Origin of the sequence: Flavobacterium fructosi, assembly GCF_042787335.1 — a bacterium.
Lineage (GTDB): Bacteria > Bacteroidota > Bacteroidia > Flavobacteriales > Flavobacteriaceae > Flavobacterium > Flavobacterium fructosi.
This window is the reverse complement of record NZ_JBHZQA010000001.1, coordinates 22,323-49,161: the sequence shown is the minus strand read 5'-3', so window position 1 is coordinate 49,161 and position 26,839 is coordinate 22,323. Positions and strand designations below refer to the sequence as shown.

Here is a 26,839-nt window from a genome sequence, read left to right as displayed (position 1 = left end):
GTTTAATTATACACCCGGAGCAGCTTTCCATTTACTTCTACACGATATTGCTTCAAAGGATATTGTGCCCCTCCTTGGGCTTGCCCCGTAAATAAACTATATTCTTTGCTGTCGCAAGCGCAAACAATATTAATCCCTTTTAGAGTCATGGTAGAACAAGAGCTCAAAGCTTGATTGGGACAGGCTGCGTCGAATGCATTATAACCACTTCCGGTGTTGAATACAAAAATTCCTTTGGCTCCAACTCCAGAATAATAGATTGCATTGCTGGGATACTGAAGACTAGAATAGGCGGGCAAATTCATATTGAGATCTATGGTAAAAGTATAATTAGGCAGGTAAGGATTTTTATTGGTAAAACCATTGTCACTGCAGGAAAAGAATATGGATAAAAAAGGCAATAGTAGAATGAATTTATTCATTTTCTAAAATTTTGTAAAAGAATTAGTGAAACAAATTTAATTTATTTAACTTTGAATTATATATGATTAACATATATTTATAGACAAAAAAAATTAATAATATCTTTGTGGAAAGAAATCCCGTCCTGATGGGATTTTTTCTATTTATATAAACGATGAAGTTATGAGTACAGTATCTTATTACACGGCAGAAGGATTAAAAAAATTAAGAGAAGAATTAGATTATTTAAAAAGTGTAATGCGTCCAAAAGCATCCGCAGATATAGCTGAGGCAAGAGACAAAGGTGACTTGTCTGAAAATGCCGAGTATGATGCAGCCAAAGAAGCACAAGGAATGCTCGAAATGCGTATTGCTAAGATGGAAGAAGTACATTCTAATGCCAGATTAATTGACGAGTCTCATTTAGATCTTTCTAAAGTATTGGTTTTATCTAACGTAAAAATCAAAAACCAAACCAACGGAATGGAAATGACTTATACATTAGTTGCCGAAAGTGAAGCCGATCTGAAAACAGGAAAAATATCTGTAACCTCACCAATTGGTAAAGGTTTATTGGGGAAATCAGTAGGAGAATTTGCAGAAATAACAGTCCCAAACGGAGTTTTGAAATTTGAGATTTTAGAAATTTCGCGCGACTAAAGCTAATGTCTGTTTTCAGTAGCAGTATTTAGTCTCCTCTGTAAACGGATTAGTATCTTTCATCGAATTTCTATTATTTTAAAAGTCATACTTATGAGTTCCATATTTACAAAAATTATAAAAGGAGAAATTCCTTGTTATAAAATCGCTGAAGACGATAATTTTTTGGCTTTTTTGGATGTGAATCCAAACGCCAAAGGACATACACTTTGCATTCCAAAACTGGAAATTGATAAGATTTTTGATATCGAAGATGACTTGTATATTGGGCTGATGCAGTTTTCCAAAAAAATTGCTGTTGCACTAGAAAAAGCAGTTCCTTGTAAAAGAATAGGAATGGCGGTTATAGGACTCGAAGTTCCTCATGCTCACGTTCACCTTATTCCTTTGAATGAAATGGACGAAATGCGTTTTCAAAATAAAGTATTACTTTCAAAAGAACAATTTGAAGCATTGACACTACGTATTAAAGCCTATTTATAATGTTTTTACAAATAAAATAAATTGGTACGATTTTCGTTTAGAAAGGGAATAGGTGAAAACGTATTCCCTTTCTAATTTTTGAACCAGTTTACATGTTGAAAAATATTTATATACTTCTCTCTTTATTTTTATCCATTCTAAGTTTTGGCCAGAGCCAAACAGACGATATGTTAGTTGATGTACAAATCTCTAAAATCCCTAATAGCGCCACTTTTTCAACTAAAGATATTGCGAATTACATCAATTCAAATTTTAAAACAGACAACGACAAAATTCGAGCGATTTTTTATTGGACAGCCTCCAATATAAGCTATGATATGGGGAATAGGTTAACTTTAAATAGTAAAGAAACTTCTGAAAATAAAATAAAAAACATTCTCCAAACCAGAAAGGGAGTTTGTGGTGATTACACAGAAATTTTTAATGATTTGGCGAAAAAAGTGGGTGTAAAATCAGTAATCATAAGCGGCTATACAAAACAAAATGGGGTAATTGATACAATTTCTCATGCTTGGTGTGCTGCAAAAATAAACAACAAATGGTATTTATTTGATCCAACCTGGGGTTCAGGTTATGCAAATAACGGTCGTTTCTTTAAAAAAATAGACAATTCTTATTTTAAAGTTAACCCTTTACAATCTATCTCGTCCCACATTCCCTTTGATTATTTATGGCAGTTTCTACATTATCCAATCACAAACCAAGAGTTTTATCAGGGAAGAACGCAAATTAATAAATCAAAGAAATACTTCGATTTTGAAAATGAAATTGCAAGATACGAATCATCATCAGAAATCGATAGATTATACGACTCGGCTGAAAGAATCGAAAAAAATGGAGTAGAAAATAACCTGATTTTAGAACGATTAAAAAATAAAGACAAAAACATAAGTTATCTACGTCAAAAAACAAATGTCGAAAAATTGAATATAATTACTATCAATTGCAATCAGGCCATCACCTTGTTAAATGACTTCATTAATTACAGAAACAAAAGATTCAGTCCTACTCTGCCAGATAAAGAAATTAAAAACATGGTTACCACACCAAAACAAAAATTAATTGAATGCCAAAATGCACTTTATGATATGGGTTACGTTGGAAATGGAAATTCATCCAGTTTAGCTTCTCTAAAAAAATCCGTGGATAATGCTTTGGCACAAACGGAAGGACATTTACTTTTTGTTCAAAACTATTTAAGCAAAAATAATATAGCCAGAAAAGGGATGTTTACTAAAACAATTTGGTACTGATTTAATTCGTTAATCAAGATATTTTTTTAAAAATAACTTGCATTGTCGTTCCTTTTCCTAATTCTGAATTTAAGACTTTTATGGTTCCTTTATGATATTCTTCGACAATTCTTCTAGTCAAAGAAAGTCCCAAGCCCCAACCTCTTTTCTTGGTGGTAAATCCCGGTTCAAAAATGGATTTAAATTGTTTTTTTTGAATCCCGCTTCCTGTATCTGTAACATTTATTTTCACATGCCCAGCATCTTGTTCTATTTCTAACAACAATTTACCTCTCCCTTTCATCGCATCAATAGCATTTTTTACCAAATTTTCGATAGTCCAACTGTGTAATGTTGGGTTTAGTGACACCATTATTGGGGATTTAGGTGCTTTAAAAGAAAATTCAATTTGCTTTGAGAAACGCGACTTCAGATAATCGTAGGATTGCATCGTTTCTTCTATAATGTCTTTGATTTCTAGTTTTGGCTCGGAGCCTATTTTTGAAAAGCGATCCGTAATTGTTTGTAATCGTTCAATGTCTTTCTCTATTTCGAATATGGTGCTTTCATCTACATTTTCAGATTTCAATAGTTCGATCCAACCAATTAATGAAGAAAGTGGTGTGCCAATTTGATGCGCGGTTTCCTTTGCCATTCCTGCCCAAAGTTTGTTTTGAGTGGCCATTTTGTTGCTCCGGTAAAAATTGTAAACTACACCACCAAATAGTACTATGATTAACATCAAGGCAATAGGATAATATTTAAGTTTGTTAAGTAAGGCTGAGTTTCCATAATATAGTTTTTGAAACTTTTTTGGTACGTATTCGATTACAATGGGTTCGTTTTCATTTCGTAAATCAGATAAAAAAGCCTTGGCCTTAATTTTATCTTTTACGATTTCTTCGTCGATATTAACGGTATTTATGATGCTGTCATTCTCAGTAAGAATAATAGGAATAGAAGTGTTGTTACTGAATATTTGAAGAGGAAGCTCTACATCAGTATTTTCATCAGCATTTTTTAATGTCTTTTGTGCATTTGCCCAAAGGTTCATTTTAAGACGCTCTTCATTTTTGAAGATTTGAAAAAAGGTATAGGTGTTCCACAGAATTAGAGAAATGATAAAGAATGAAGCAAAAATGATTACCCAGCGGGTTGTATTTTTTTTATCAGAAAACTGCATAAATTAAATTTTGAGGTATAAATATAACGAAATACTCGCATTATTATTTTAGTTTTTGTTTTAAGAACCTTTTTAGTGACAGAAAATATTTATTTAATTTTAAATCCGCAAACCTCCTTTCTAAATTTAAACAGTTTAGTTACTTTTGTCTGTTAGCAAACCTTACTCATCGCAAACTATATCATCATGATTACTATTGATCCAAAAAGTATTGAAACCGCAAAGCTACAAGCCTACTTACAAAGTTCCGTGGGACCAAGACCTATAGCATTTGCCAGTACTATTGACTCTAAAGGAAATCCAAATTTATCTCCTTTTAGTTTCTTTAATGTGTTTAGTGCTAATCCGCCAATTCTTATTTTCTCACCTGCCAGACGTGTACGAGATAATTCTATAAAGCATACTTTAATTAATGCTGAATCTACTGGAGAAGTGGTGATAAATGTGGTTAATTTTGATATGGTGCAACAAACGTCTCTTGCGAGTACAGAATATGCTGAGGGCGTAAATGAGTTTATAAAATCGGGGTTTACATCAATTCCTTCTGAGGTAGTAAAACCTTTTAGAGTAAAAGAATCACCAGTTCAATTTGAATGTAAAGTAACTCAGATTATCCCTTTAGGAAGTGAAGGCGGCGCGGGTAATTTAATCCTTTGTGAAGTGCTGAGAATTCATATTGACGAACTTATTTTAGACGAAAATGGGGCTATTGACCAATATAAAATAGACTTAGTTTCAAGATTAGGCGGCAACTGGTATTCCAGGTCAAATCAGGGACTTTTTGAAGTGCCAAAACCACTGACAACACTGGGAATTGGAGTTGATGCTATACCTGATTTTATAAAAGAAAGTACTGTTTTTGATGGAAATGATTTAGGGACGTTGGGTAATATTGAGGCCTTGCCTACTTTAGAAGAAGTTAGTATATTTGTAAAACAGAATTTTGCTGTAAAAGGAGTTTTAAGCTCCGATGATCAGGAAAAAGTGCATCTCGAGGCTAAAAAATACTTAAATGAAAAAGATGTTTTATCTGCTTGGAAAGTGCTTTTAGCTAAAAAAAATTAATTCAAAACAATAACAAAAAATAACGAAGATGGAAGTTACAGGAAAAATTAAAATGCTTGGAGAAGCTAAAAATGTAGGAAATGGAAGTTTCTTAAAAAGAGAACTAGTTGTAACGACAGAGGAACAATATCCACAACATATTTTAGTGGAATTTGTACAGGACAAATGTGATTTATTGAATAGTTTTAAAGTAGGTGAAGCGGTAAAAGTTTCTATCAATTTAAGAGGTCGCGAATGGGTAGATCCACAAGGCGTAACTAAATATTTCAATGCAATCCAAGGTTGGAGAGTAGAAAGAGTAGCGGCTGATACACCTAATGCGCAAATGCCTCCAATGCCAGCGGCTGAAGCTTTTGCTCCAGCTACAAATTTAAACGAAGAAGAAGCAGACGATTTGCCATTTTAATCATTTGATCTTTATTGATTTTATAAAACAAACCCGGCAGCTATTTAATTAATTGTCGGGTTTTATAGTACTATAAAAGATGTATTATTTAACTGCAACACTATTTTTTCCTCCTGTCACGCTGACCAATTCTACAGGTATTCTTGCCCTTGGCGGTGATTTATCGCCTGAAAGACTGCACCTCGCTTATAAAAGTGGTATTTTCCCTTGGTTCGAAGATGGCGAACCCATAACCTGGTGGTCCCCTAATCCCAGAATGGTTTTATTTTTGGATGAATTGTTAATTTCCAAAAGTATGCGGAACATTCTCAATAGAAATGTCTTTACTGTCACTTTCAATCAAAACTTCAGAGATGTAATTTCGAACTGTCAAGATATAAAACGAGACGGTCAAAACGGAACTTGGATCACTAACGACATGATTGAAGCGTATTGTAAACTACACGAATTAGGAATGGCAAAATCGGTTGAGGTTTGGCAAAATGAGAAATTAGTCGGTGGTTTATACGGAATCGATTTAGGTCATGTTTTTTGTGGTGAAAGTATGTTTTCCTTAGTGTCAAATGCTTCAAAAGTAGCTTTTGTCGCATTGGTAAACCAGTTAAAGACTGCCAATTATAAATTGTTAGATTGCCAGGTTTATAATCCTCATCTCGAAAGCTTGGGCTGCAGGGAAATTGACAGAAAAGAGTTTATGAGTATTTTGAATGTTTCTAAAAAATAAGTATCATTGTCTTACTTTGATTCTAGAATTTGAAAAATAAGTATTTTTATAGCCAATTAAATTTTAAAATGTAATGGACAATCCTCTTTTTATTAGCGAAATCTATATCTATCCCATTAAAAGTTTAGGCGGAATCAATTGCCAAAGTGCCAAGGCAGAGGAAATGGGTTTTGAAAATGACAGAAGATGGATGTTGATTGATGACAACAATCAATTTATAAGCCAAAGAGAGCATCCTATTCTAAGTAAATTTCAACCTCAAATTTCTGATGGTAAAATTGAGATAACGTATCAAGGTAAAAAACACACTTTTTTTATAAGTGAAAGTATAAACAGCCCAATTTTAGCGCCTATTTGGGATGATCAAAGCGCAGTTTTCGAAGTTAATAAAACGACTTCCGATTGGTTTAGTGAATGTCTCGGTTTTACCTGTAAATTGGTGAAAATTATTAAAATTGGTGATCGAAAGCATAAAAGCAAGGCATTGAATGTTACTTTCAATGTTAGCCTAGCCGATGGTTATCCGTATTTATTAGTAGGTAGCAAAAGTTTAGACCACCTAAATGAAAAATTAGAAGAAAAAATTACGGTCGCTAGATTTAGACCCAATATCGTTATTAATACAACACTCACCCATGAAGAGGATCACTTTGGAATTATAAAAATAGGAGATGTTACCTTCCGAAATGTAAAACCTTGCGGCAGATGCATAATGGTCAATAACGATCCAATGAAAAGTGTTATAGCGAAAGAACCTTTGAAAACATTAAGCAAATACCGAAAAGTGGACAACAGTGTTCTTTTTGGAACTAATTTAGTATGTCTTGAAAAAGGGATTGTTAGCGTAGGAGATATTTTGAGTTTTTAGAATTTAAGTTTGTTAAAATTCCAATCCAAGCTGTTAAATAGTACCAATTCATTCTCTAAAGTTGGTAAATCCATAATCAGTTTCAACGTTTCATGCGCCATCATGGTTCCTATAATTCCGGGAAGTGTGCCCAATATACCGTTTAAATCACAATTGGGAACGTCTTTTGGATTTGGGGATTCAGGGAATAAGTCACGAAGATTTTTATTTCCATTATGATTGAAAACAGCCATTTGTCCCTCAAATTTTAAGATGCTGCCATAGATCAATGGTTTTCCTAACGTTACACAAGTATCATTTACTAAATAGCGGGTTGCAAAATTATCACAACCGTCAACAACGACATCAAAATTCATGATGATTTGCGCGGCGTTTTCAACAGTTAGTTTTTCTTCAAAAGCTATAATATCAATCAATGGATTTAAAGTTTCCAAAACCGACTTTGCAGTAATTGCTTTTGATTGACTAACGTGCTCCTCAGTATATAGAATTTGGCGATGTAAGTTGTGTAATTCTATTGTGTCAAAATCTACAATTCCGATAGTTCCTACTCCAGCCGTTGCTATATATTGTAAAATAGGACACCCTAATCCGCCAGCTCCAATCACTAAAACTCTAGCTTTCTTGAGTTTTTCTTGTCCCGAATCACCTATTTCCGGTAACATCATTTGTCGGTTGTACCGTAAAAAATCTTGAATAATACTCATTTTTTTTAGTCTTAAAGTTGAAAGTCATAAAGTTATAAAGTTGAAAGTCTTAAAGTCAAAAGTCATAAAGTTGAAAAGTCAAAGTTGAAAAACATGTCAGTTCGAGCGCAGTAGAGAACTTTTTTAAAGTTGGTTGCTATTAGTAATAAATATAAGGTGTGGACCCATGTCGCTTTCTAAACTTTTAGACTCTTTACTCTTGTCTCTTTACTTTCGACATTCGACTAAAACTTCTGTCCCAGTCTTTCCAGACGGGTTCGTATCCTTTGCTGGAAATAATTTTTGCAATCTCGGCGGCAGAACGTTCGTCACTGATCTCAAATTGCTCCAAGGATTGTGGATCAACGGCATAACCGCCGGGATTAGTTTTAGAACCGGCACTCATACTGGTAATTCCAATAGGAATAATATTGTCCCGAAATTTTTCGTTCTCCCGGGTAGACAGGGAGATTTCTAAGTCTTCATTCCACAAGCGATAGGCACAAATGAGTTGGGTCAAATCGGCATCATCCATGATAAAGTTGGGCGCAATCACTCCTTCTGCTGGTCGTAATCTGGGGAAAGAAACCGCATATTTAGTTTGCCAATAGGTTTTTTGTAAATAATCTAAATGCAAGGCATTAAAAAAACTGTCCGTACGCCAATCTTCCAATCCCAATAAGACACCCAAGCCTATTTTATGAATGCCCGCAGTTCCTACTCGATCTGGTGTTTCTAAACGAAAATCAAAATTAGATTTCTTCCCTTTAGTATGGTACTGTTTGTAAACATCACGGTGGTAGGTTTCCTGATAGACTAAAATCGAATAGACACCCGCTTCGTGTAATTGTTCATATTCTGCTGTAGAAAGCGGTTGTACTTCGGCTGAAATGGTGGAGAAATCATTTTTTATTTGCGCAATTGCCTTTAGAAAATAATGAATATTTACAGTGTGATTGGCTTCGCCAGTAACCAACAAAACATGATCAAATCCCGCTTTTTTTAAGACCTCAATTTCTTGCGTAATTTCATTTTCGGTAAGTGTTTTTCGTTTGATTTTGTTGTCTAAACTAAAACCACAATAAGTGCAAATGTTTTGACATTCGTTGCTTAAATACAAAGGGGCATACATTTGAATCGTTTTGCCAAATCTTTTTTTGGTTGATTCCTGTGTGAGCTGTGCCATTTGCTCTAAGTAAGGTTTGGCAGCTGGTGAAACTAATACCAAAAAATCATCGAGATTGCGTTTGCTTTTGGCTAAAGCCTCTTCAACTTCCCGTGTTGTTGTGTCGTATATTTTGGATTTAATAGTATCCCAATCGTAGGTATCAAAAACCGATTTAAATGTTTTCATTTATTAGATAATGAGTTCGTTTTACTTTGCTCCATGTTTTTATACGGCTATGTCTCCCTCTCCTTCAGAGAGGGCTGGGGACAGGTTACTCATACAAAAACGCTGTCAAAGGACTTGAAGCTATTGCGCGATTAACCTTTTGTGCTAATTGTGCTTCGTAGGCTTTTCGACCTGCAATTACGGCTTCTTTAAAAGCTTCGGCCATCAATATAGGATTTCCGGCTACGGCTATTGCTGTGTTTACCAAAACGGCATCAGCCCCAAGTTCCATCGCTTTTGCAGCGTCGGATGGCGCGCCAATTCCGGCATCTATAATCACGGGAACTTTGCTCTGTTCGATTATTATTTCTAAAAAATCGATGGTTTTTAATCCTTTGTTGCTACCAATTGGAGAGCCCAAAGGCATCACTGCCGAAGTTCCGGCGTCTTCGAGTCGTTTGCACAAAACGGGATCGGCATGTATGTAAGGCAAAATGATAAAACCCAATTTAGCTAAAGCTTCTGTAGCTTTTAAGGTTTCGATAGCATCGGGCATTAAATATTTTGGATCGGGATGAATTTCCAGTTTAAGCCAATTGGTCTCCAAGGCTTCTCGTGCTAATTGTGCCGCAAAAATGGCTTCTTTGGCATTTCGTGCGCCAGAAGTATTGGGCAGCAAATTAATTAGCGGGTGTTTGAGATGGGATAAAATGGCATCGGTTTCGGTTTCTAAATCGATACGTTTTAGTGCCACGGTTACTAACTCGGTTCCAGAGGCTAAAATGGCTTCTTCCATTTGTTGATTGGAACCGAATTTTCCTGTGCCTAAAAACAAGCGGGATTGAAAGATTCTGTCTTCTATTTTAAAGGATGCCATATAATTTGTCGTTAAGTTGCGCAATAAGTTGTTCCGGATTTTTGCTTTGTGTAATCAAGCCAGAAATAGCAACGCCTTGAATTCCAGTTTCCATTAGGCTATCGACGTTTTCTAGCGTGATCCCTCCAATGGCATAAATGGGAATTTGGATGTTTTTTATTTTCATTTGTTCGGTAATCAATCGGTACCCTTGAAGTCCTAAAATGGGACTTAAGTTTTGTTTGGTTGTTGTAAATTGAAACGGACCCAAACCAATATAATCACACTTTTCGGCTGTTCTTTGGAGCACATCTTCAAAAGTATTTGCAGTGCCTCCAATGATTTTTGTTTTCCCTAAAAGCACGCGGGCCTCTTCGACCTTCATGTCACTCAACCCTAAATGAACGCCATCGGCATCCAATTGCTTTGCTAAATGGACGTTGTCATTGATGATAAAAGTGGCCAAATATTCGTTACATGCTATTTTTACGGCTTCCGCCAAAGTGAAAATTTCACGTGCGTTTTGGTTTTTGAATCGCAATTGTATCCAATCACAACCATTGTCCAGTGCTTTGTGAATGCTATACAATTGTTCTTGGATTGTATTTCCCTGCGAAATGTATTGTAATTGATTATACATGATGGTATCCTAATTTAGTTGGGTTAGAGTCTAAGTACGTTTCTATATATATTTTTGCATTGATACAAGCTGTTTTCAGGTCTAGTCCCAGCGCTAAATTGGCTGTAATCGCGGATGATAATACACAGCCGGAGCCGTGTTTTTCGAAAACCAAAGTATTATTTGGCGCAAGCGGGAAGATTTCCTTTCCTAAATATAAACAATCAACACCAATTGCCAGAGGATTGTGGCCGCCTTTTAGTAATACAGCGCAATGTTTTGACAGCTCGTGAGCAATTAAATTCGGATTTTTTTCTGCTTTGGAAAACTGCAATATTTCATTGTAATTGGGTGTTATCAGATCTATTTGTTCTAATATGTCTATCAAAACAGCTTGGTTGTCTATAGTTATAAAAGAGAATTCGGTTGTAGATTTTAAAACGGTATCCCAAACGATCTTTGTTTTTGGCGAAAGCCTTTTTACCAATAAAACAATTTTCTTTAAATAATCGATTGAAGGAACAATTCCAATTTTTACGGCTTTGATGCTATAATTTTCAAACAATTTATCCAGTGATCTCAAAACAAAAGCTTGGTCAGTCCAGTGCATTTCGAAGAACTCCTTTTCGGTTTGAATGGTGTTGCCAGTATTGACAGCAAAACCATACACATGATGTTGTTCGAATGTCTTGATGTCTGCTAAAACGCCTGCACCTCCAGTAGGATCAAAGCCGGCAATTGTTACTGCGAAAGGTCTGTTTTCTTGCATTGTTTAAAATTTTCTATTGGATGGTTACTGTTCCAAAGGGTGCCTAAAAGTGCCACATCATCAAAGCCATATTCTAATGCCGTTTTGATTTTGTCAGGAGTAATTCCTCCAAGTGCAATTAATGCTGTTTTGTTATTTTTTCGGTGGTATAATTCTTTTTCAAAATCAATATCAGAAGCATAATTTGGTTTAGAAATACTTTCGAAAACTGGCCCGAAAAAAGCATAGTCAAAAACATTGGATAGTTGTTCAAAATCGATCATGTTATGAATCGAAGTAGAGAGTTTAAATCCACTTTCTTTCCAGTTTTTTAAACTTTCTTCAGCCATTTCGATTCTCCTTTTTTCTGAAAAATGAATCCGATGTATTCCAGAACCTAAAGCCAGCTGGTGGTGACTGTGCAATGAAATTTGCTTACTAAATTCCCGTCCAATTCCAGCAATAAAATTTTTCATTTCGAGTTCCGTAAATTCTGGTTTCCGAATATGCAGTAACTCCAGTCCATTCTCAAAAAGTGAATGAATGGTGTCAATTTCATTGGGTATAGGAATTGGATTCGTGATTGCGATCATAATTTTTCTTCTAGTTTCGAGTCTCTTTCTTCTTGCCTTCTTGCCTCTTTCTTCTTGCCTCTAGCTTCTTTCTTCTCACCTCTAGCTTCTCACCTCTTAAATATAAATTTCCTTTCCGCTTTTCACAAATTCTTCCGACTTCTCTTTCATGCCTTTTTCGGCTTCAGCGACATCACGAATTTCCTGGGAGATTTTCATAGAACAAAATTTAGGACCACACATCGAACAAAAATGAGCTACTTTGGCGCCATCTGCCGGTAATGTTTCATCATGAAATTCACGGGCTGTATCGGGATCTAAAGACAAGTTGAATTGGTCTTCCCAACGGAATTCAAAACGGGCTTTGCTCAAGGCATTGTCACGGTATTGCGATCCGGGATGGCCTTTGGCCAAATCAGCGGCATGAGCCGAAATTTTATAGGTGATGACACCGTCTTTTACATCTTTTTTGTTGGGTAATCCAAGGTGTTCTTTTGGAGTCACATAACACAACATCGCACAGCCATACCAGCCAATCATTGCAGCTCCAATGGCAGAAGTGATGTGGTCATAGCCCGGGGCAATATCGGTTGTTAATGGTCCCAAAGTATAAAAAGGAGCTTCGTCACAGTGTTCTAATTGTTTGTCCATGTTTTCCTTTATCATGTGCATCGGTACGTGACCGGGGCCTTCAATAAACACTTGTACATCGTGTTTCCAAGCGATTTTTGTCAGTTCACCGAGTGTTTCTAATTCGGCAAACTGAGCGGCATCATTCGCATCGGCAATAGAACCGGGGCGCAAACCGTCTCCTAATGAAAACGCTACGTCATATTGTTTCATGATTTCGCAAATTTCCTCAAAATGGGTGTAAAGAAAGTTTTCCTGATGGTGAAACAAACACCATTTTGCCATAATTGAACCGCCACGGGAAACAATTCCGGTAACACGTTCCGCAGTCAAATGAATGTAACGCAATAAAACACCGGCATGAATTGTAAAATAGGAAACACCTTGTTCTGCTTGTTCGATTAATGTGTCCCGATAAACTTCCCAAGTCAGGTCTTCGGCCACGCCATTTACTTTTTCTAGCGCTTGGTAAATAGGTACCGTTCCTATCGGTACGGGGGAATTTCGGATAATCCATTCTCTGGTTTCGTGAATATTCTTCCCAGTTGATAAATCCATAATCGTATCAGCTCCCCAGCGGCAAGCCCAAACTGCTTTTTCTACTTCCTCTTCGATCGTTGAGGTTACGGCGCTGTTCCCAATATTAGCATTAATTTTTACCAAGAAATTGCGTCCCACAATCATTGGTTCGCTTTCGGGATGGTTGATGTTATTTGGGATAATGGCGCGGCCTCTGGCTACTTCGCTTCGGACAAATTCAGGGGTGATTTTCCCCACTCCGGCCCGGCCTGAAGGGGAGGGAGTGTTTGCACCCCAACTATTCCCTTCGTGTTGCTGTTGCATGGCCTTGGTTTGATCGTTTATCAACTCCAAGCGTTGGTTTTCACGAATGGCAATGTATTCCATTTCGGGAGTGATGATTCCTTGTTTTGCATAATACAATTGGGAAACGTTGGCTCCTTTTTTGGCGCGCATGGGTTTGTGTAAATATTCAAAACGCAATTCGTTTAGTTTTTCGTCATTCAAACGCTTTTGTCCATATTCAGATGAGATTTCAGTTAATTCTTCGACATCATTACGATCCAGAATCCATTGTTCCCGTATGCGGGGCAATCCTTTTCGAATGTCAATTTCGATATTTGGGTCGGTGAATGGACCCGAGGTATCGTAAACGGTAACGGGAAGGTTTTTTTCTATTTGCCCATTCGATAATTTAGTGTCTGCTAATGTGATTTCTCGCATCGCTACTTTTATGGGATGAAGGATTCCATCTACGTATATTTTTGTAGAATTAGGAAAAGGAATGGTTGATATTTTTTCTTCGGATTTCATTTGTGTGAATTTTATGACTTAAGGAGTGTTTTTCCTGCTAGGGATAGAAGTGGAAAGCCCGTAAAGTTGAAAGCCAAATAAAACAAGGATTAGTGATGCGACCGTAAGGAAGCTTTAACTAAGACTATGTTTTATAGGATTGCAACTGCGGACTTGAAATGGATAGCCCGCCCGAGCAGCCAAACTATCCTCCTTGAGTTGCAGAGATGATGAGAATGTCGTCGGTTTCTTGTATAGGATGGGAATTCCATTTGGATTTTGGAATAACGTTGTTGTTAATGGCTACAGCAATTCCATTTTGTTTTATGGGAATTTCCAAGTCAAGTAATGCCTGAACAGTAAGACCGTCCGTTGCAAATTGTTTCGTTTGATTGTTGATTTTGAGCTCCATTCCTTTATATTTTTAGAATATTGAAGAGATGCACTGCTGTGCGTCTCAACTTTAGGAATGGCTACAATGGCACATGAATGTGCGCGGAAGTCATCTTACTTTTCCCTACGCTAGTATGAACTAGATCAGGTTCAGAGGGTAATTCTCAGCCTACAATGTTGTAGACACCCCTAAAGTGTGCAGCAAAAATAGGATATTATTTAATACGTCATTCTTAAATTTTAAAAAAAATAAAACTTTTTGAATATGTTTTGTTATTGATTTTGAAAAAGTTACTGTTTTTTCCAGCAATCTTCTACGTGATCATCGACCATTCCCGTCGCTTGCATATGGGCATAAACTACGGTGGATCCTACAAATTTAAATCCGCGTTTTTTCAAATCTTTACTGATAGCGTCAGAAAGTGGAGTGGTGGCAGGAACTTCTTTTAAGGATTGGCGTTGATTCTGAATTTGGATTCCATTGGTAAAATTCCAAATATATTTGGAAAAACTGTTAAATTCATCTTGTACTTTCATGAAGGCAACCGCATTTGAAACTGCTGAGCGAATTTTTAACTGATTGCGAATAATACCTGAATCTTGCAGCAATTCCTGAATTTTATCTTCGTTATAAAGCGCTATTTTTTTATAATCGAAATCATCGAAAGCCAGTTTGAAGTTTTCTCTCTTTTTTAGGATTGTAATCCAGCTTAACCCCGCTTGAAAGGTTTCGAGGATTAAGAACTCAAATAATTTTTGGTCGTCATAAACGGGAACACCCCATTCTTCATCATGATATTTTTCATAAATAGCAATCCCAACACACCATTTACATCTTGTTTTTTCTTCCATAATTTATTCTGTTTCTTCTGATAAATATTTTTTTATCAAATGGTGTCCCAAATAAATTAGCGGTGTCAATAAAACTGCAATTCCTAATTTGAATGTATAACCAACTATTGCAGAGCTTAAAAAAGTGTCAAAGTTTATTTTTCCGGGTAACCAAAATGCAATTCCTAAAACAATAAAGGAATCGAATAATTGTGAAACTACTGTAGAACCGGTTGTTCGTAGCCATATTTTTCGTTCTCCTGTCCTGTTTTTAAAAAACCAGAATACGCTAACATCAATCAATTGGGAAACTAAAAATGCGATAATACTACCGGTAATAATCCACATACTTTGACCAAATACGGCATAAAACTGAGAATCATTTACAGGACTAATTCCTTTTGCCGCGGGAACAAGTATGGCTAAAAGTAAAATAATAAAGGCATAGGCAATTAAACAAGCTGTAATATAGGACAGCTTTTTCACTCCCTTTTCTCCAAAATATTCATTGATTAAATCAGTGGTGAGGAAAACTACTGGCCACGGCAAAATTCCGATACTCATAACGAAAGGTCCCACTTGTATCAATTTTCCACCGATTAATTCGGCTACAACTGCATTTGTGATGAAGATTCCGGCGAGAATAACAAACACCATATCTTTTTTGGATTTAAACATAAAAAATTATTAGTTTTTCAAATTTAGTATTTTAATTTCTCTTTAGAGAATAAAAAAATCCCATTTTGTTTTTACAACAAAATGGGATTTTATATTTGGTTTAGAAAACTTCTAAGATAAATTTAGAGATTCTGAAACGATTTTATAATGGTTATCCTAAAGCGGCTCTTTTGAAACCGGTAACGATAAGATCTTTATCTAAAGATTTCGCATAAGCAGCAACGCTCATTTTGTTGTCTTTGATATAATCTTGGTTTACTAAAGTATTGTCTTTAAAAAAACGAGCCAATTTACCTTTAGCGATATTGTCTAACATTGCTTCTGGTTTTCCTTCTTGACGTAGGATATCTTTGGCAATTTCGATTTCTTTAGCAATAGTATCAGCATCAACACCAGTTTCGTCTAAAGCGATTGGAGACATAGCTGCAGCTTGCATAGCAATGTTTCTTGCAACTTCATCAGCACCATCTAATTTTGCAGATAAACCAACTAAAGTAGCGATTTTGTTCCCAGAGTGAATGTAAGAACCGATAAAAGCACCCTCTAATTTTTCGAAAGTTCTGATTTCTAATTTTTCACCGATAACTCCAGTTTGCTCGATTAATTTATCAGCAACAGTCATTCCGTTGAAATCACTTGCTAAAAATTCTTCTTTAGTATTGAAGTTCAATGCTGAATTAGCCATTTCAGTAGCCATTTTCACAAAGTTTTCATTCATACCCACGAAGTCAGTCTCACAGTTTAATGTGATAACTACACCAGCAGTTTTGTCAGCATTTACAACAGCAATTGCAGCACCTTCAGTAGATTCTCTATCGGAACGGTTTGCAGCTACTTTTTGTCCTTTTTTACGTAAGTTTTCGATCGCTAAATCAAAATCTCCGTCTGCTTCAACCAAAGCTTTTTTGCAGTCCATCATTCCTGCACCAGTGATTGTTCTTAATTTATTTACGTCTGCAGCAGTAATTGTTGCCATATTGTATATTTTTTTAAGGTTAAAAGTAAAAAATTCCAAGTTTCAAATCCAGTTTCCAATTTTATTAAATTATCAACTTTAGGTTTCTAATTTTTTATGGAGAGGAATTAAAACTTGGAATTAAATGTTTATTTATTCTTCAGTTGCAGTTGGAGCAGCTGCTTCAACTGCAGGAGCAACCTCAGCTACTTCAGCAGGAGCTACTACTTCTGTAGTTGCTTCAACTGGAGCATCACCTTCTTTGTCAGAACCTCTATCAGAAAGTCCTTCAACAATTGCAGCTGTTACTAAAGATAAAATTTTATCAATTGATTTAGAAGCATCATCGTTAGATGGGATTACGAATTCAACCTCTCTTGGGTCAGAATTGGTATCCACCATAGCGAAAACTGGAATGTTTAATTTTTGAGCTTCTTTTATTGCGATGTGTTCCGCTTTGATATCAACTACGAACAATGCAGCTGGTAGTCTAGACATGTCAGCGATTGAACCTAAATTTTTCTCTAATTTAGCACGAAGACGATCAACTTGTAAACGCTCTTTTTTAGAAAGGGTCATGAATGTACCATCTTTCTTCATTTTATCAATAGTAGCCATTTTTTTAACAGCTTTACGGATAGTTACGAAGTTAGTTAGCATTCCACCAGGCCATCTTTCAGTGATGTAAGGCATGTTTGCAGCTTTTGCTTTTTCAGCAACGATGTCTTTTGCTTGTTTTTTGGTAGCAACGAATAATATTTTTCTACCTGATGCAGCGATTTTTTTCAAAGCTTCATTCGCTTCTTCAATTTTTGCCGCAGTTTTATATAGATTGATAATGTGAATACCATTACGCTCCATATAAATGTAAGGAGCCATGTTTGGATCCCATTTTCTAGTCATGTGTCCGAAGTGAACACCTGCTTCTAGTAATTCTTTTACTTCTACTTTGTTTGCCATTTTGTTCTAGTTTACGTTCTGTTGATTAGCAATGAATAAATGGCGATTTCTCGGCTTTATACATTTAGATGCTAAACTATTTCCTACCTCAGCAGGAGAGCAACAACAACTGTTTTTTTAAATTCAATAATAAATGAACGATGTCTTGTCCCATTTGAACAAGACAGGTAATATTAACGTTTAGAGAATTGGAATCTCTTACGAGCTTTCTTCTGACCGAATTTCTTACGTTCAACCATTCTTGGATCTCTTGTCAATAAACCTTCTGGTTTCAAGATAGCTCTGTTTTCAGCATTTACTTCACACATAACACGTGCTAATGCCATTCTTACAGCTTCTGCTTGACCAGTTGAACCACCTCCGTAAACGTTCACTTTTACATCAAAGTTGCTTACATTTTCTGTCATAGACATAGGTTGTAATACTTTGTACTGTAAAGTTGCAGTAGGGAAATAAGTTTCGAATGGTTTTTTGTTTACAACGATTACTCCTGTTCCTTCCGAAACGTATACACGTGCAACAGCGGTTTTTCTTCTACCGATTTTGTGAATTACTCCCATTACTTAAGATCGTTAAGGTTAACTGTTTTAGGTTTTTGAGCTCCTTGTTTGTGCTCTGCTCCTACAACAACATTTAAATTTCTAAAAAGCTCTGCCCCTAATTTATTTTTAGGTAACATCCCTTTTATTGCTTTTTCAACTAGTAATGCAGGGTTTTTAGCTTGCAATACTTTAGCAGTTAAAGTTCTTTGACCTCCAGGGTAACCAGTGTGACGGATGTATGTCTTTTCATCCATTTTGTTACCTGTAAGGTTAATTTTTTCTGAGTTGATAACGATTACGTTATCACCGCAGTCCACGTGTGGTGTGTAACTTGGCTTGTACTTACCTCTCAAAATCATAGCGACTTTTGAAGCAAGACGACCTAAGTTATGACCATCAGCATCTACAACAATCCACTCTTTTGTAACTGTGGCTTTGCTTGCTGATTGTGTCTTGTAGCTTAATGCGTCCATAATATTTTTTTAATTAAACATTCCATCCCCAATAAAGGGGTTGCAAAAGTACAATTATTTATTTTAAATACAAACACCTGTAAAAGATAATTTTAACGATACATCTGCAGATTATTGTTTGGGCGAAAGTAACAGATTAAATTTTATTAACAGGATGACAAATAAAGTCTTACATACAAAAAAAACCATCTGAATTTAGAATTCAAATGGTTTCAATATTAAGTGTATTTAATTTTACACAATAAATATATTTGCGATTGCTACCGCTTGAGCTGTAGTCAGTGGCTCGTCATAAGATTCTGAGCCTGCATCAGCTCCAAATAATGAAGCTGTATTGTATCCGGCTTGCACTGTAACTTCTTCACCGTCATATACGGCTTGTGTTGCTGGCGGCATACCTGCACCTCTTTGATTTCCTGTAATCCAGCCTTTTAACCCTCTTAACCTTCTTACTTCGGATGCATGTCGGGCTTCAACAGAGTGAATCCGTAGTGCCGCGGTTAATAAGTCGGGAGTTGAAATTAGATTTCCAGCCTGTCCTTTGTAAGCTCTTACTCCTGTGTCTTCGAAGGCTTGTGCCAGGGCAAGAAAGGTTGGGTAATTTGTAAAGGGACTAAAAGCGCCACCAACGGTGAAATCAAAAGTGGGTTTTGGGACAAAGTTTGCACTTGCAGTACCACCTAATCCTGCGATTAGAAAAGTCACATGGCTGTTTTCGTGTTTAGAAATCTGTTCAAAAACCTTTCTATCCCGTCCTGCATTTTCAGATGCAGGTATTACACCAGAATCTAAAGCCATCTGGTAAAATTCTTTTTCAAGATATTCTAGTGTTAAGGCAAGCTGTAAAGCCCCAATTGGCGTACTCGGAGTTGGCGAAATATCTGCTGCATAGGCAGAAGTTGATATTGATGCCAACCCGAATGGAACAGCTGCTAATGCTAAATTTTTTCCTAATTTACTGAATTGGCCTAAACTTTCTCTTCTGGAGCCTTTAGCTTGCATTACACTTTCATCTGCAAGTGACTCTATAAATTTTAATATGTTCATAATTTCTAAGTTTAAAAGTTTAAGGTAAATACTGAGCCGTAAATTTTGTGGTGATAAATCCGCCAGCTATCGGAATTACTTGCGATGGAGTTTTTTCAACATCTAATCCAGTAGTGACATCTACGACATCATCGCCGGCAAAATCTTTTGAATTTGGATTTATTAAACTTCTGATAGCCGATGCATGTCTTGCTTCAACAGAAACTATTTTCCCCGCTAATAATAGGTAGTCAGGACTGATTAAAAATTTTCCGGCACCGTTATAAGCTGCTACTCCTGTATCTTCCAGGGCTTTTGCCGTAGCTAGAACTTGTGTACGGTTGCTGAAATCTAGGCTTCCATAATTAAAAGCTAAGTTAGGAAGCAACTGCGTGTTAGCGTCAGGTAAAGCACCTGTTAACGCTGTCTTAAAAAATTCTCTGTGAATTACTTCATGACGATACAAATCAGTAAGAACTGCCTGATCTTGCGCTGTGAAATTCGTTGTGAATCCTGAAGCGTTTACCACTTTAGTATAAAAATCGGCTTCTAATTGTTCTAGTGCATACGCATAGGTTAAGATACCAAAATCTCCGCCACCTAAATCAAAAACTCCGTTTCGCAGTCCAGGAAACTTACTTACCGGATCATTCCCACCATTCCCATCATCGTCATTATTACAGCCCGCTAATAACAAACTGGTGCTCACAAGTGTGAGGCCACTAATTTTCAGGAAGCTCCTTCTGTTTGTGAAAGATGGTTTTACTTCTTGAATCGAAACTACATTTTTCATAACTTAATTTCTTTAAAGGTTATTAATAGTAATTATATGTTTAATAGATAAACGAAATTTTTAGGACTTCAGTTTTAGATTTTTAGAAATTTTTTATTAATTATATAAAAAAAATTAATTATTGAAATTTTCGGGCAGCTTAGGATTAGTTTTTAGCCTTACTTTTTGAATTGAAACTACATTTTCATACTCTAAAGCATTACAGGTTAATAGTTGAATTCTTTCTGATTAGTGATTTAATATGTATATTTGCATTCGATGAATTTTTATCACAAAGATAATAATAAAAATTCACGCCTTATGTATTGATTTTCAATTAACTATAATGTAAAGTTGGTTTAATTTTAATGGTTATTATTATAAAATTGTTTGAATAGTTTGTATAATTACCATATAGTCTCCTCTTCCCGTTAATATTTTTAAACTTATGAAAGCTAAAGCTACCTTAAAACAAATTGCAAAAGAACTTAACGTCTCTGTTTCTACTGTTTCAAAAGCGCTTAATGACAGCCCGGAGATTAGTGAAATGACAAAAATTAAAATTAAAGAATACGCAAAACTTAAAAACTATAAGCCAAACATCATTGGTTTGAATCTTAAAAACAGAAAAACAAAAACGATTGGTGTGATAATACCCAATATTCTAAATTCTTTTTTCGCCAAAGTATTTAGCGGCATAGAAAAAGTCGCAGATAAAAAAGGATACAATGTTATAATGTGTATTTCAAACGAATCTTTAGAAAAAGAAGCCCACACGCTTGAAATGCTTAGTAATGGAACTATCGATGGGTTTATTTTATCTGTTTCTGAAGAAGCGCAAAAACTTCATGAATACAATCATTTTAAAGAAATTATTAATGATGGCACTCCTATAGTTATGTTTGACCGAATTGCCGAAGGGGTAGATTGCGATAAAGTTATTGTCGATGATTTTGATTCTGCTTTAAACTCCACGCAACGTTTAATAGATTTAGGATGTAAGAATATTGCCTTATTTTCTTCGATAGATAATTTAAGTGTGGGTAAGCTCAGAGCTGAAGGCTACCTCAAGGCATTAGAGAATAATAACATAACCATTAATCCGAATCTAATCTTGAGAACAGATTCCGAAGATGATTTAAACGAGAAAATTGAGAAGATTCTTGATAGCGATACAATTGACGGAATTTTTGCTTTAGAAGAAAGCGACTCCGTTGCAGCATTGAAATTTGGTCTTAAAAAAGGAAATAAAATTCCAGAAGAGCTCTCAATTATAGGCTTTGCTGATGGAATTCTCGCTTCCAGAAGATTGTCACCCAGTTTGACCACGGTAAGCCAGCACGGTATAGAAATTGGCGAAGTAGCAGCTAAATTGCTTATCGAAAGATTAGAATCAAAAGAAGAGCATCTGCCTTATGAGACGGTGGTAATCAAAACTAAATTGAAAGAACGGGAGTCAACAAGGAAATTATAACATAAAAAAATCCATCAGTTCGCTAAAACTGATGGCTTTTTTAATTAAACTGATATGCATTCAATGCCTTATAATTCTTCGAAATTATTACCGAACTTTTTTATTTGAAATTTAATTCAAAATAATTTTTTCAGTAAATTCAAGATCATCACCGTTAACTTTCAAAATATAAACTCCTTTTTGAAGACGGGATAAATCAATTGTTTTTAGATTATTGAATTCTTCGTTTTTTAATTTAAAAACTACTCTTCCGTTAATATCAATTATTTGAATAGTGATTTTCCCCAAATATTGCTCCGTATGAAGATTCACTTGACCAGTAGAAGGATTAGGATAGACATTCATTCCTCTACCGCTTTCAAAATCTTGAACCATAAGAACACAATTTGGTCCAGTCGCAGGAGTTGCAAAATCTTCTACCTGATCATTACCTATATTCCCATCACCAGCTGACGCATTTACGCCTAAACCTCGAGCCGCAAATACCCCCCATATCATACAATAATCTTTACCACCGGTAATTGCCTGATCAGCTGCTATAATCGCATCTCTTGCACTAACAAAAGTTGGACTACAAGGCATCAACTTAATGCCATCTAATATAATTCGCATTAGTTTATTGTTCCCACCAATACCAGTATACTTATTGTCATCATATCCATATTTATTGATATATTCCCATGTCAAATCCCATAAAACGGTCGTCCATACAGAACCCGTCCCATGAATTTCAGTCTGCGCAACACCATCTTTATCTACATATTGATACTTATTCGTTTGTGCATAAGTCATAGGATTTATAGTCTTATCGGTAGAATATGGATAATCTCTTATTCCTACACCGTCTGTTGGTTGCATCGATACAAATGTCCCAATACCTCGCTTTGATGCGCCAACGTCACCAGTCTTAATTTGTAACATAAGAGCAAACCAGTCAGACCAGCCCTCTCCCATTTGGTCTGTATTTTGAAGACAACTGGAATTATTTCGCCCCCCAGCTAAACGAGTTGAAATCCCATGGCCATATTCATGTGCAATTATTCCATTATCAAAGTCTCCATCTGAATTTACAAACGGAGAGTTTTCCACCTGTAAGTTGACATTCACATTTTGTGTTTGCATTTGCGCTATGAGAGATTCTCCAACAGCCTGCGTTACACTTATAGCAGGAATCTTAATAGACACATCAGCTCCCGACATAGTTATTGCACCGTCAACATTATTAACAATAATTACAGCTACCGCACCTGCATTTTGAGCGGCCTTCACTTTTATTGCAAAAGTACAAGAGCCTCGCCTTATTACCACAATTTTCTTATTCATAGCAGCCTCATTAGATGGCGCAACACAAGCATCACTAGTTCCTCCTGTACTATCTAAATACAAAACTAAATCGGATTGAATAAAATTAGGCACTACAGGTAAATCAACTCGTCCAGGGTTAAAAGAATTTTGCTTAGCCACGTAACTTCCTGTAATATTTTTTGGAGAATTAACGATTATAGGCTTGATTTCAGGGCCGTAATTCCATAAAAACATTTGCATTCTAGGCTTACCCCCATCTATAGGCGTTGAAAAATTTGCGTTGTTTGCGCTCTGGGGATCTGCCATAGATCCGTCTTGAGCATCCGCATTAACAAAATCATTTTCCTTTCCTCCACGAAAATAATTATTCTCTTGAAAATTCCCGCTGGCTTCATTAAAACCATATTGATACCAAATGTCATGCATCACATTATTCATATAGAACAAATTAGTTGTCGCGGCATTAATGTATGAAGCTGCTTCTACTCCCGTACCATTATAAGGAAAATCAAAAACTAAACCCGCTCCCCCATCAGGACCATTTCCTACAACAATGTTATCACCGAGGAAGTCTTCTTTTGCCCAAACATTATTACCTCTTGTAACGGTAAATTCTGCACCATCAAAGCCATCGATATCATGCCAGCCGTATGGGGAGGCTGTAGCATTTGCCGGATTTGATACTAACCTTCTTGCACTGTGATTCGGACTTTCGTAATTAAAAGGAATGACATTATATGAGCCGCCTCCCACATACGTGGGTGCCGCAGAAAATAATTGTTTATAACTCGCTTTAGTTGGTTTATTCGAGAATTTATTTGCAGAAGGGTAAAATCTATTTACATCAAAACTACACGAAATATTTAAATCCTTTTTTTCTAATATTTCGCCATTCAAAGCATCAATTCTAACGCTCCAAATATGATTGTGATCGGGTGTGTTTATAGTAAAATCCCAAGCTAATTTCAAAGTACTTTCTTTAGTTAAATGATACACTAAATTTGCACCAACAGGCTCTTCTATAAACAGACCGTTTGAAATTTTAAATTTATACTGACCTGTTTTTTCCAGAATCGTAAATGGTGCAGTGGCCGTAATACCTAACTTAAGATACGTCTTTGCCAAAGCATTAAGTACAGGAAGCGAAGGCTTTGTCGTATTTACTTTTTGAGACAAATTTGCTACAAAACGGTTACCTACATTAATCACTTGACCCTCTTTTATCGAGAAATTAGAAAGTGCTCTAAATACCTCGATGCCCTGATAACGCTGTAAAACATAACAGTTGTTTATATTAGTTGTCGTAGAGTTTCCTTCACTTTCAATTATCCAATCTTTAACATCAGCATTGGACACATCCAATTTAGCAGTTTTGCTATTCAGATATCTTTGAATTGTTTCAGCATTAGATTGTGAAAAACTAATAATAGGGATAAAAAATAAAATTAACAGAATACTTTTTTTCATAAATTTAGTTAAATTCAAACAGGGTTAATTATTAGCACAAACTTAATTTTTTTTATTTGATTTAACAATTAACTGCTAGATTGTTGGTAATTTAACTTTTAACTGCTGTAATTGTTTTATAAAATAGCAAAGCATTACCATCGGTAAGCAAAGAAATAAAATGACAAATATGGAGTAATCTTCCGTAAAGGTCTTCTTTCTCCAAGTGATGCTTCTCCGGTAACATTTTAAGAATTAAGGCATCATAATTAGAATCATTCCCGTTGTATTTATTATTAAAAGCAGTTATGAATTTATCTAATAAGGTTTGAATAATCTGATAACCCACAATTTCTTTCTCAATCACTTCCCTACTTTGGTAAATATTATTAACACTAATCTTGATAATATCATCCATTTGTGCTTTATACTTACTTTTATCCATGATCGCAAAAGGAAATTTACCTTCCAGAATTAATGATTCATTTTCGATAAATACTTTTACGGCATCACTGATTAAACTACCAATAGCCAAGGCACGTAAATAACTGATTCGATCTTCTTTGGTGGTTAGCGTTTTATATTTGGAAGTGTCTATGCTGTCTTTTACCAATTTTATCAAATATTCTAAAGCAAAGTCTTCGGAAACTAATCCTAAGTTTATTCCGTCTTCAAAATCAATAATCGTATAACAAATATCATCGGCTGCTTCCACTAAATAAGCCAAAGGATGCCTTTCGAAACCTATATCATCTCCCGATTTATTTGGAATCAATCCCATCTCAGAAGCTACATTTTGAAAAAAGGCTTTGTCGGTTTGAAAGAAACCGTATTTTTTATCGGCAATATTTTGTGTCGGCTTTTTTGGTAAACTTTCTTTTGGGTATTTCGTAAATGCACCCAATGTTGCGTATGAAAGTCGAATTCCTCCTTCTACTCCTGGTCTTGAACTGTTTAAAACTGAAAATCCATTCGCATTTCCTTCAAAATCAATTAAATCCTGCCATTCTTTGGCAGTAAGCTGATTTTTATATTTTTGTCCGTTTCCAATGGAGAAATATTCTCCTATAGCTTTCTCCCCGGAATGTCCAAAAGGCGGATTGCCAATATCATGCGCCAAAGATGCGGCGGCAACAATAGCCCCAAAATCATTCATATGATAGCCATGAACTTCTTTCAGATGCGGATATTTTTCTATGATTTTTTTTCCAACCAATCGTCCTAAAGAACGCCCCACAACTGAAACTTCTAAACTATGTGTCAATCTGGTGTGAACAAAATCAGTTTTTGACAACGGAATAACCTGTGTTTTATCCTGCAAACTTCTAAAAGCCGCCGAGAAGATAATACGATCGTAATCAACCTCAAAACCAAGTCGTGTATCATCTTGTTCTATACGTAATCTTTTGCCTTTGTCTCCCTGACGTTTTAGTGATAAAAGTTGTTCCCAGTTCATTGTGATTTATAGTTTCAGATTAACGAATTTTGATTTCAAATTTAAAAAAATCAAAAATACATTTTATTTTAAGATTTTACCCAGCAATTAAAATTCTCTCCAATCAAAAACTCCAATAAATTGCCTCCGCATTATCAAATAGCCAATGCCGTACTGTGTTTGATTTCTCCCATTACAAAAACGCTTTGAGTATTCCCGATATTCTCAATAGTGGATAATTTATTCATTACAAAATCCTGATAGCTTGACATATCTTCGACCAATATTTTCAACATAAAGTCATAGTCGCCTGCAATATTGTAACATTCTATAATTTCCGGAAGAGCAACAATATCTTTTACAAAATTACTCCCCACATTTTTCGCATGTTCCTTTAGCCTAACATTACAAAAAACAGTCATCCCAAGATTCATTTTTTTCTTGTTCAACAGGGCTACATATTTCATAATATAGCCGTCCCGTTCCAGTCTTTTTATACGTTCATAAACAGGTGTCACAGTAAGAAATAATTTACTGGCTAACTCTTTAGTATTGATATTTGAGTTTTCCTGCAAATGCTTTAAGATTTGCAAATCAATGTTATCTATATTTTCCATAGTATTTTTTACTGTTAAAAATCATTTTCAAAGTTTCATTCAGAACTAAAACCTACCATACATCTATATAATACTTTTATTCACTGAAACAGTAGGCTAATTTAAGTTTAAATATCCAATACAATAACTTTGCATAGTAAAAAACACTGTATAT

Annotated in this window: 29 protein-coding genes and 1 riboswitch; of the genes, 8 read left to right on the top strand and 21 right to left on the bottom strand. The window is 35.6% G+C overall.

Features of this window, described 5'->3' with window-relative positions; translation table 11 throughout:
• Positions 1–2: 2 nt before the first annotated feature.
• Entirely contained in the window at positions 3–422 is a 420-nt protein-coding gene (locus ACFX5D_RS00245; protein WP_379856279.1) for a Rieske (2Fe-2S) protein, read from the bottom strand.
• A 163-nt stretch (positions 423–585) separates the two neighbouring features.
• On the opposite strand from ACFX5D_RS00245, the gene greA reads away from it, so the two are divergent.
• The 3 genes from greA (at position 586) to ACFX5D_RS00230 (ending at position 2,798) form a co-directional block, all read left to right on the top strand.
• Entirely contained in the window at positions 586–1,062 is a 477-nt protein-coding gene (gene greA, locus ACFX5D_RS00240) for a transcription elongation factor GreA (RefSeq protein WP_073204618.1), read from the top strand.
• 93 nt (positions 1,063–1,155) lie between these two features.
• Positions 1,156–1,545, top strand: a complete 390-nt coding sequence (locus ACFX5D_RS00235) for an HIT family protein (protein ID WP_379856277.1) — start codon at positions 1,156–1,158, stop codon at positions 1,543–1,545.
• 92 nt (positions 1,546–1,637) lie between these two features.
• A complete protein-coding gene (locus ACFX5D_RS00230) occupies positions 1,638–2,798 on the top strand; it encodes a transglutaminase domain-containing protein (protein ID WP_379856276.1) in 1,161 nt (386 codons plus the stop codon).
• 13 nt (positions 2,799–2,811) lie between these two features.
• Here the strand turns inward: ACFX5D_RS00230 and ACFX5D_RS00225 are convergent, their stop codons facing one another.
• A complete protein-coding gene (locus tag ACFX5D_RS00225) occupies positions 2,812–3,960 on the bottom strand; it encodes a sensor histidine kinase (protein WP_379856275.1) in 1,149 nt (382 codons plus the stop codon).
• A gap of 186 nt (positions 3,961–4,146) precedes the next feature.
• Between ACFX5D_RS00225 and ACFX5D_RS00220 the strand changes: the two genes are divergently transcribed.
• The 4 genes from ACFX5D_RS00220 to ACFX5D_RS00205 all read left to right on the top strand — a co-directional run bounded on the left by ACFX5D_RS00220 (position 4,147) and on the right by ACFX5D_RS00205 (position 7,023).
• Positions 4,147–5,025 (top strand): flavin reductase family protein, encoded by an 879-nt coding sequence (locus tag ACFX5D_RS00220; RefSeq protein WP_379856274.1) that lies wholly within the window; start codon positions 4,147–4,149, stop codon positions 5,023–5,025.
• Between the two features lie 28 nt (positions 5,026–5,053).
• Positions 5,054–5,431, top strand: coding sequence for a DUF3127 domain-containing protein (locus ACFX5D_RS00215; RefSeq protein ID WP_379856272.1), 378 nt, complete (start codon positions 5,054–5,056; stop codon positions 5,429–5,431).
• Positions 5,432–5,510: 79 nt separating this feature from the next.
• Positions 5,511–6,155: a leucyl/phenylalanyl-tRNA--protein transferase gene (gene aat / locus ACFX5D_RS00210; RefSeq protein WP_379856271.1), complete on the top strand. Its 645-nt coding sequence runs from the start codon at positions 5,511–5,513 to the stop codon at positions 6,153–6,155.
• A gap of 73 nt (positions 6,156–6,228) precedes the next feature.
• Complete coding sequence (locus ACFX5D_RS00205) at positions 6,229–7,023, top strand: MOSC domain-containing protein (RefSeq protein WP_379856269.1); 795 nt, start codon at positions 6,229–6,231, stop codon at positions 7,021–7,023.
• Here the strand turns inward: ACFX5D_RS00205 and ACFX5D_RS00200 are convergent.
• From ACFX5D_RS00200 to ACFX5D_RS00125, 16 genes are all read right to left on the bottom strand, one after another.
• Positions 7,020–7,730 carry a HesA/MoeB/ThiF family protein gene (locus ACFX5D_RS00200; protein ID WP_379856268.1) on the bottom strand — a complete coding sequence of 237 codons (711 nt, stop codon included), beginning with the start codon at positions 7,728–7,730 and terminating at the stop codon, positions 7,020–7,022. The two genes, ACFX5D_RS00205 and ACFX5D_RS00200, sit on opposite strands and share 4 nt — an antisense overlap.
• Positions 7,731–7,923: 193 nt before the next feature.
• Positions 7,924–9,063, bottom strand: coding sequence for a 2-iminoacetate synthase ThiH (gene thiH / locus ACFX5D_RS00195; protein WP_379856266.1), 1,140 nt, complete (start codon positions 9,061–9,063; stop codon positions 7,924–7,926).
• A gap of 85 nt (positions 9,064–9,148) precedes the next feature.
• Entirely contained in the window at positions 9,149–9,919 is a 771-nt protein-coding gene (locus ACFX5D_RS00190; RefSeq protein WP_379856264.1) for a thiazole synthase, read from the bottom strand.
• The gene (locus tag ACFX5D_RS00185; RefSeq protein ID WP_379856263.1) at positions 9,906–10,538 is read right to left on the bottom strand and encodes a thiamine phosphate synthase; all 633 of its coding nucleotides are present in this window, start codon (positions 10,536–10,538) and stop codon (positions 9,906–9,908) included. Before ACFX5D_RS00185 ends, ACFX5D_RS00190 begins: the two co-directional genes overlap by 14 nt.
• Entirely contained in the window at positions 10,531–11,286 is a 756-nt protein-coding gene (locus ACFX5D_RS00180; protein WP_379856261.1) for a hydroxymethylpyrimidine/phosphomethylpyrimidine kinase, read from the bottom strand. Before ACFX5D_RS00180 ends, ACFX5D_RS00185 begins: the two co-directional genes overlap by 8 nt.
• Positions 11,259–11,858, bottom strand: coding sequence for a thiamine phosphate synthase (locus ACFX5D_RS00175; protein ID WP_379856260.1), 600 nt, complete (start codon positions 11,856–11,858; stop codon positions 11,259–11,261). The genes ACFX5D_RS00180 and ACFX5D_RS00175 overlap by 28 nt, the downstream gene beginning before the upstream one ends.
• A gap of 96 nt (positions 11,859–11,954) precedes the next feature.
• Positions 11,955–13,799 carry a phosphomethylpyrimidine synthase ThiC gene (thiC, locus tag ACFX5D_RS00170; RefSeq protein ID WP_379856259.1) on the bottom strand — a complete coding sequence of 615 codons (1,845 nt, stop codon included), beginning with the start codon at positions 13,797–13,799 and terminating at the stop codon, positions 11,955–11,957.
• Between the two features lie 184 nt (positions 13,800–13,983).
• Positions 13,984–14,190, bottom strand: coding sequence for a sulfur carrier protein ThiS (thiS, locus tag ACFX5D_RS00165; protein ID WP_379856258.1), 207 nt, complete (start codon positions 14,188–14,190; stop codon positions 13,984–13,986).
• A gap of 85 nt (positions 14,191–14,275) precedes the next feature.
• Positions 14,276–14,372: riboswitch (TPP riboswitch) on the bottom strand.
• 90 nt (positions 14,373–14,462) lie between these two features.
• The gene (locus ACFX5D_RS00160) at positions 14,463–15,023 is read right to left on the bottom strand and encodes a DNA-3-methyladenine glycosylase I (protein ID WP_379856257.1); all 561 of its coding nucleotides are present in this window, start codon (positions 15,021–15,023) and stop codon (positions 14,463–14,465) included.
• A 3-nt stretch (positions 15,024–15,026) separates the two neighbouring features.
• Positions 15,027–15,680: a queuosine precursor transporter gene (locus ACFX5D_RS00155; protein ID WP_379856256.1), complete on the bottom strand. Its 654-nt coding sequence runs from the start codon at positions 15,678–15,680 to the stop codon at positions 15,027–15,029.
• 151 nt (positions 15,681–15,831) lie between these two features.
• Positions 15,832–16,656, bottom strand: a complete 825-nt coding sequence (tsf, locus tag ACFX5D_RS00150) for a translation elongation factor Ts (protein ID WP_103999017.1) — start codon at positions 16,654–16,656, stop codon at positions 15,832–15,834.
• 132 nt (positions 16,657–16,788) lie between these two features.
• Entirely contained in the window at positions 16,789–17,595 is an 807-nt protein-coding gene (rpsB, locus tag ACFX5D_RS00145) for a 30S ribosomal protein S2 (protein WP_379856255.1), read from the bottom strand.
• A 173-nt stretch (positions 17,596–17,768) separates the two neighbouring features.
• Complete coding sequence (rpsI, locus tag ACFX5D_RS00140) at positions 17,769–18,155, bottom strand: 30S ribosomal protein S9 (protein WP_073204671.1); 387 nt, start codon at positions 18,153–18,155, stop codon at positions 17,769–17,771.
• On the bottom strand, positions 18,155–18,610 hold the full coding sequence (gene rplM, locus ACFX5D_RS00135; RefSeq protein ID WP_379856254.1) for a 50S ribosomal protein L13: 456 nt from the start codon (positions 18,608–18,610) through the stop codon (positions 18,155–18,157). The genes rpsI and rplM overlap by 1 nt, the downstream gene beginning before the upstream one ends.
• A 234-nt stretch (positions 18,611–18,844) precedes the next feature.
• Positions 18,845–19,657, bottom strand: coding sequence for a ferritin-like domain-containing protein (locus ACFX5D_RS00130; protein WP_379856253.1), 813 nt, complete (start codon positions 19,655–19,657; stop codon positions 18,845–18,847).
• 19 nt (positions 19,658–19,676) lie between these two features.
• On the bottom strand, positions 19,677–20,429 hold the full coding sequence (locus ACFX5D_RS00125; RefSeq protein WP_379856251.1) for a ferritin-like domain-containing protein: 753 nt from the start codon (positions 20,427–20,429) through the stop codon (positions 19,677–19,679).
• Positions 20,430–20,856: 427 nt separating this feature from the next.
• Here ACFX5D_RS00125 and ACFX5D_RS00120 point away from each other — a divergent pair, with 427 nt between their 5' ends.
• Complete coding sequence (locus tag ACFX5D_RS00120) at positions 20,857–21,882, top strand: LacI family DNA-binding transcriptional regulator (RefSeq protein ID WP_379856250.1); 1,026 nt, start codon at positions 20,857–20,859, stop codon at positions 21,880–21,882.
• A 111-nt stretch (positions 21,883–21,993) separates the two neighbouring features.
• On the opposite strand, the gene ACFX5D_RS00115 is transcribed toward ACFX5D_RS00120, so the two are convergent.
• The 3 genes from ACFX5D_RS00115 to ACFX5D_RS00105 all read right to left on the bottom strand — a co-directional run bounded on the left by ACFX5D_RS00115 (position 21,994) and on the right by ACFX5D_RS00105 (position 26,685).
• Positions 21,994–24,654 carry a T9SS-dependent M36 family metallopeptidase gene (locus ACFX5D_RS00115; protein WP_379856248.1) on the bottom strand — a complete coding sequence of 887 codons (2,661 nt, stop codon included), beginning with the start codon at positions 24,652–24,654 and terminating at the stop codon, positions 21,994–21,996.
• A gap of 91 nt (positions 24,655–24,745) precedes the next feature.
• Entirely contained in the window at positions 24,746–26,089 is a 1,344-nt protein-coding gene (gene dgt, locus ACFX5D_RS00110) for a dGTP triphosphohydrolase (RefSeq protein ID WP_379856247.1), read from the bottom strand.
• 134 nt (positions 26,090–26,223) lie between these two features.
• The gene (locus ACFX5D_RS00105) at positions 26,224–26,685 is read right to left on the bottom strand and encodes an Lrp/AsnC family transcriptional regulator (RefSeq protein WP_379856245.1); all 462 of its coding nucleotides are present in this window, start codon (positions 26,683–26,685) and stop codon (positions 26,224–26,226) included.
• Positions 26,686–26,839: the final 154 nt, after the last annotated feature.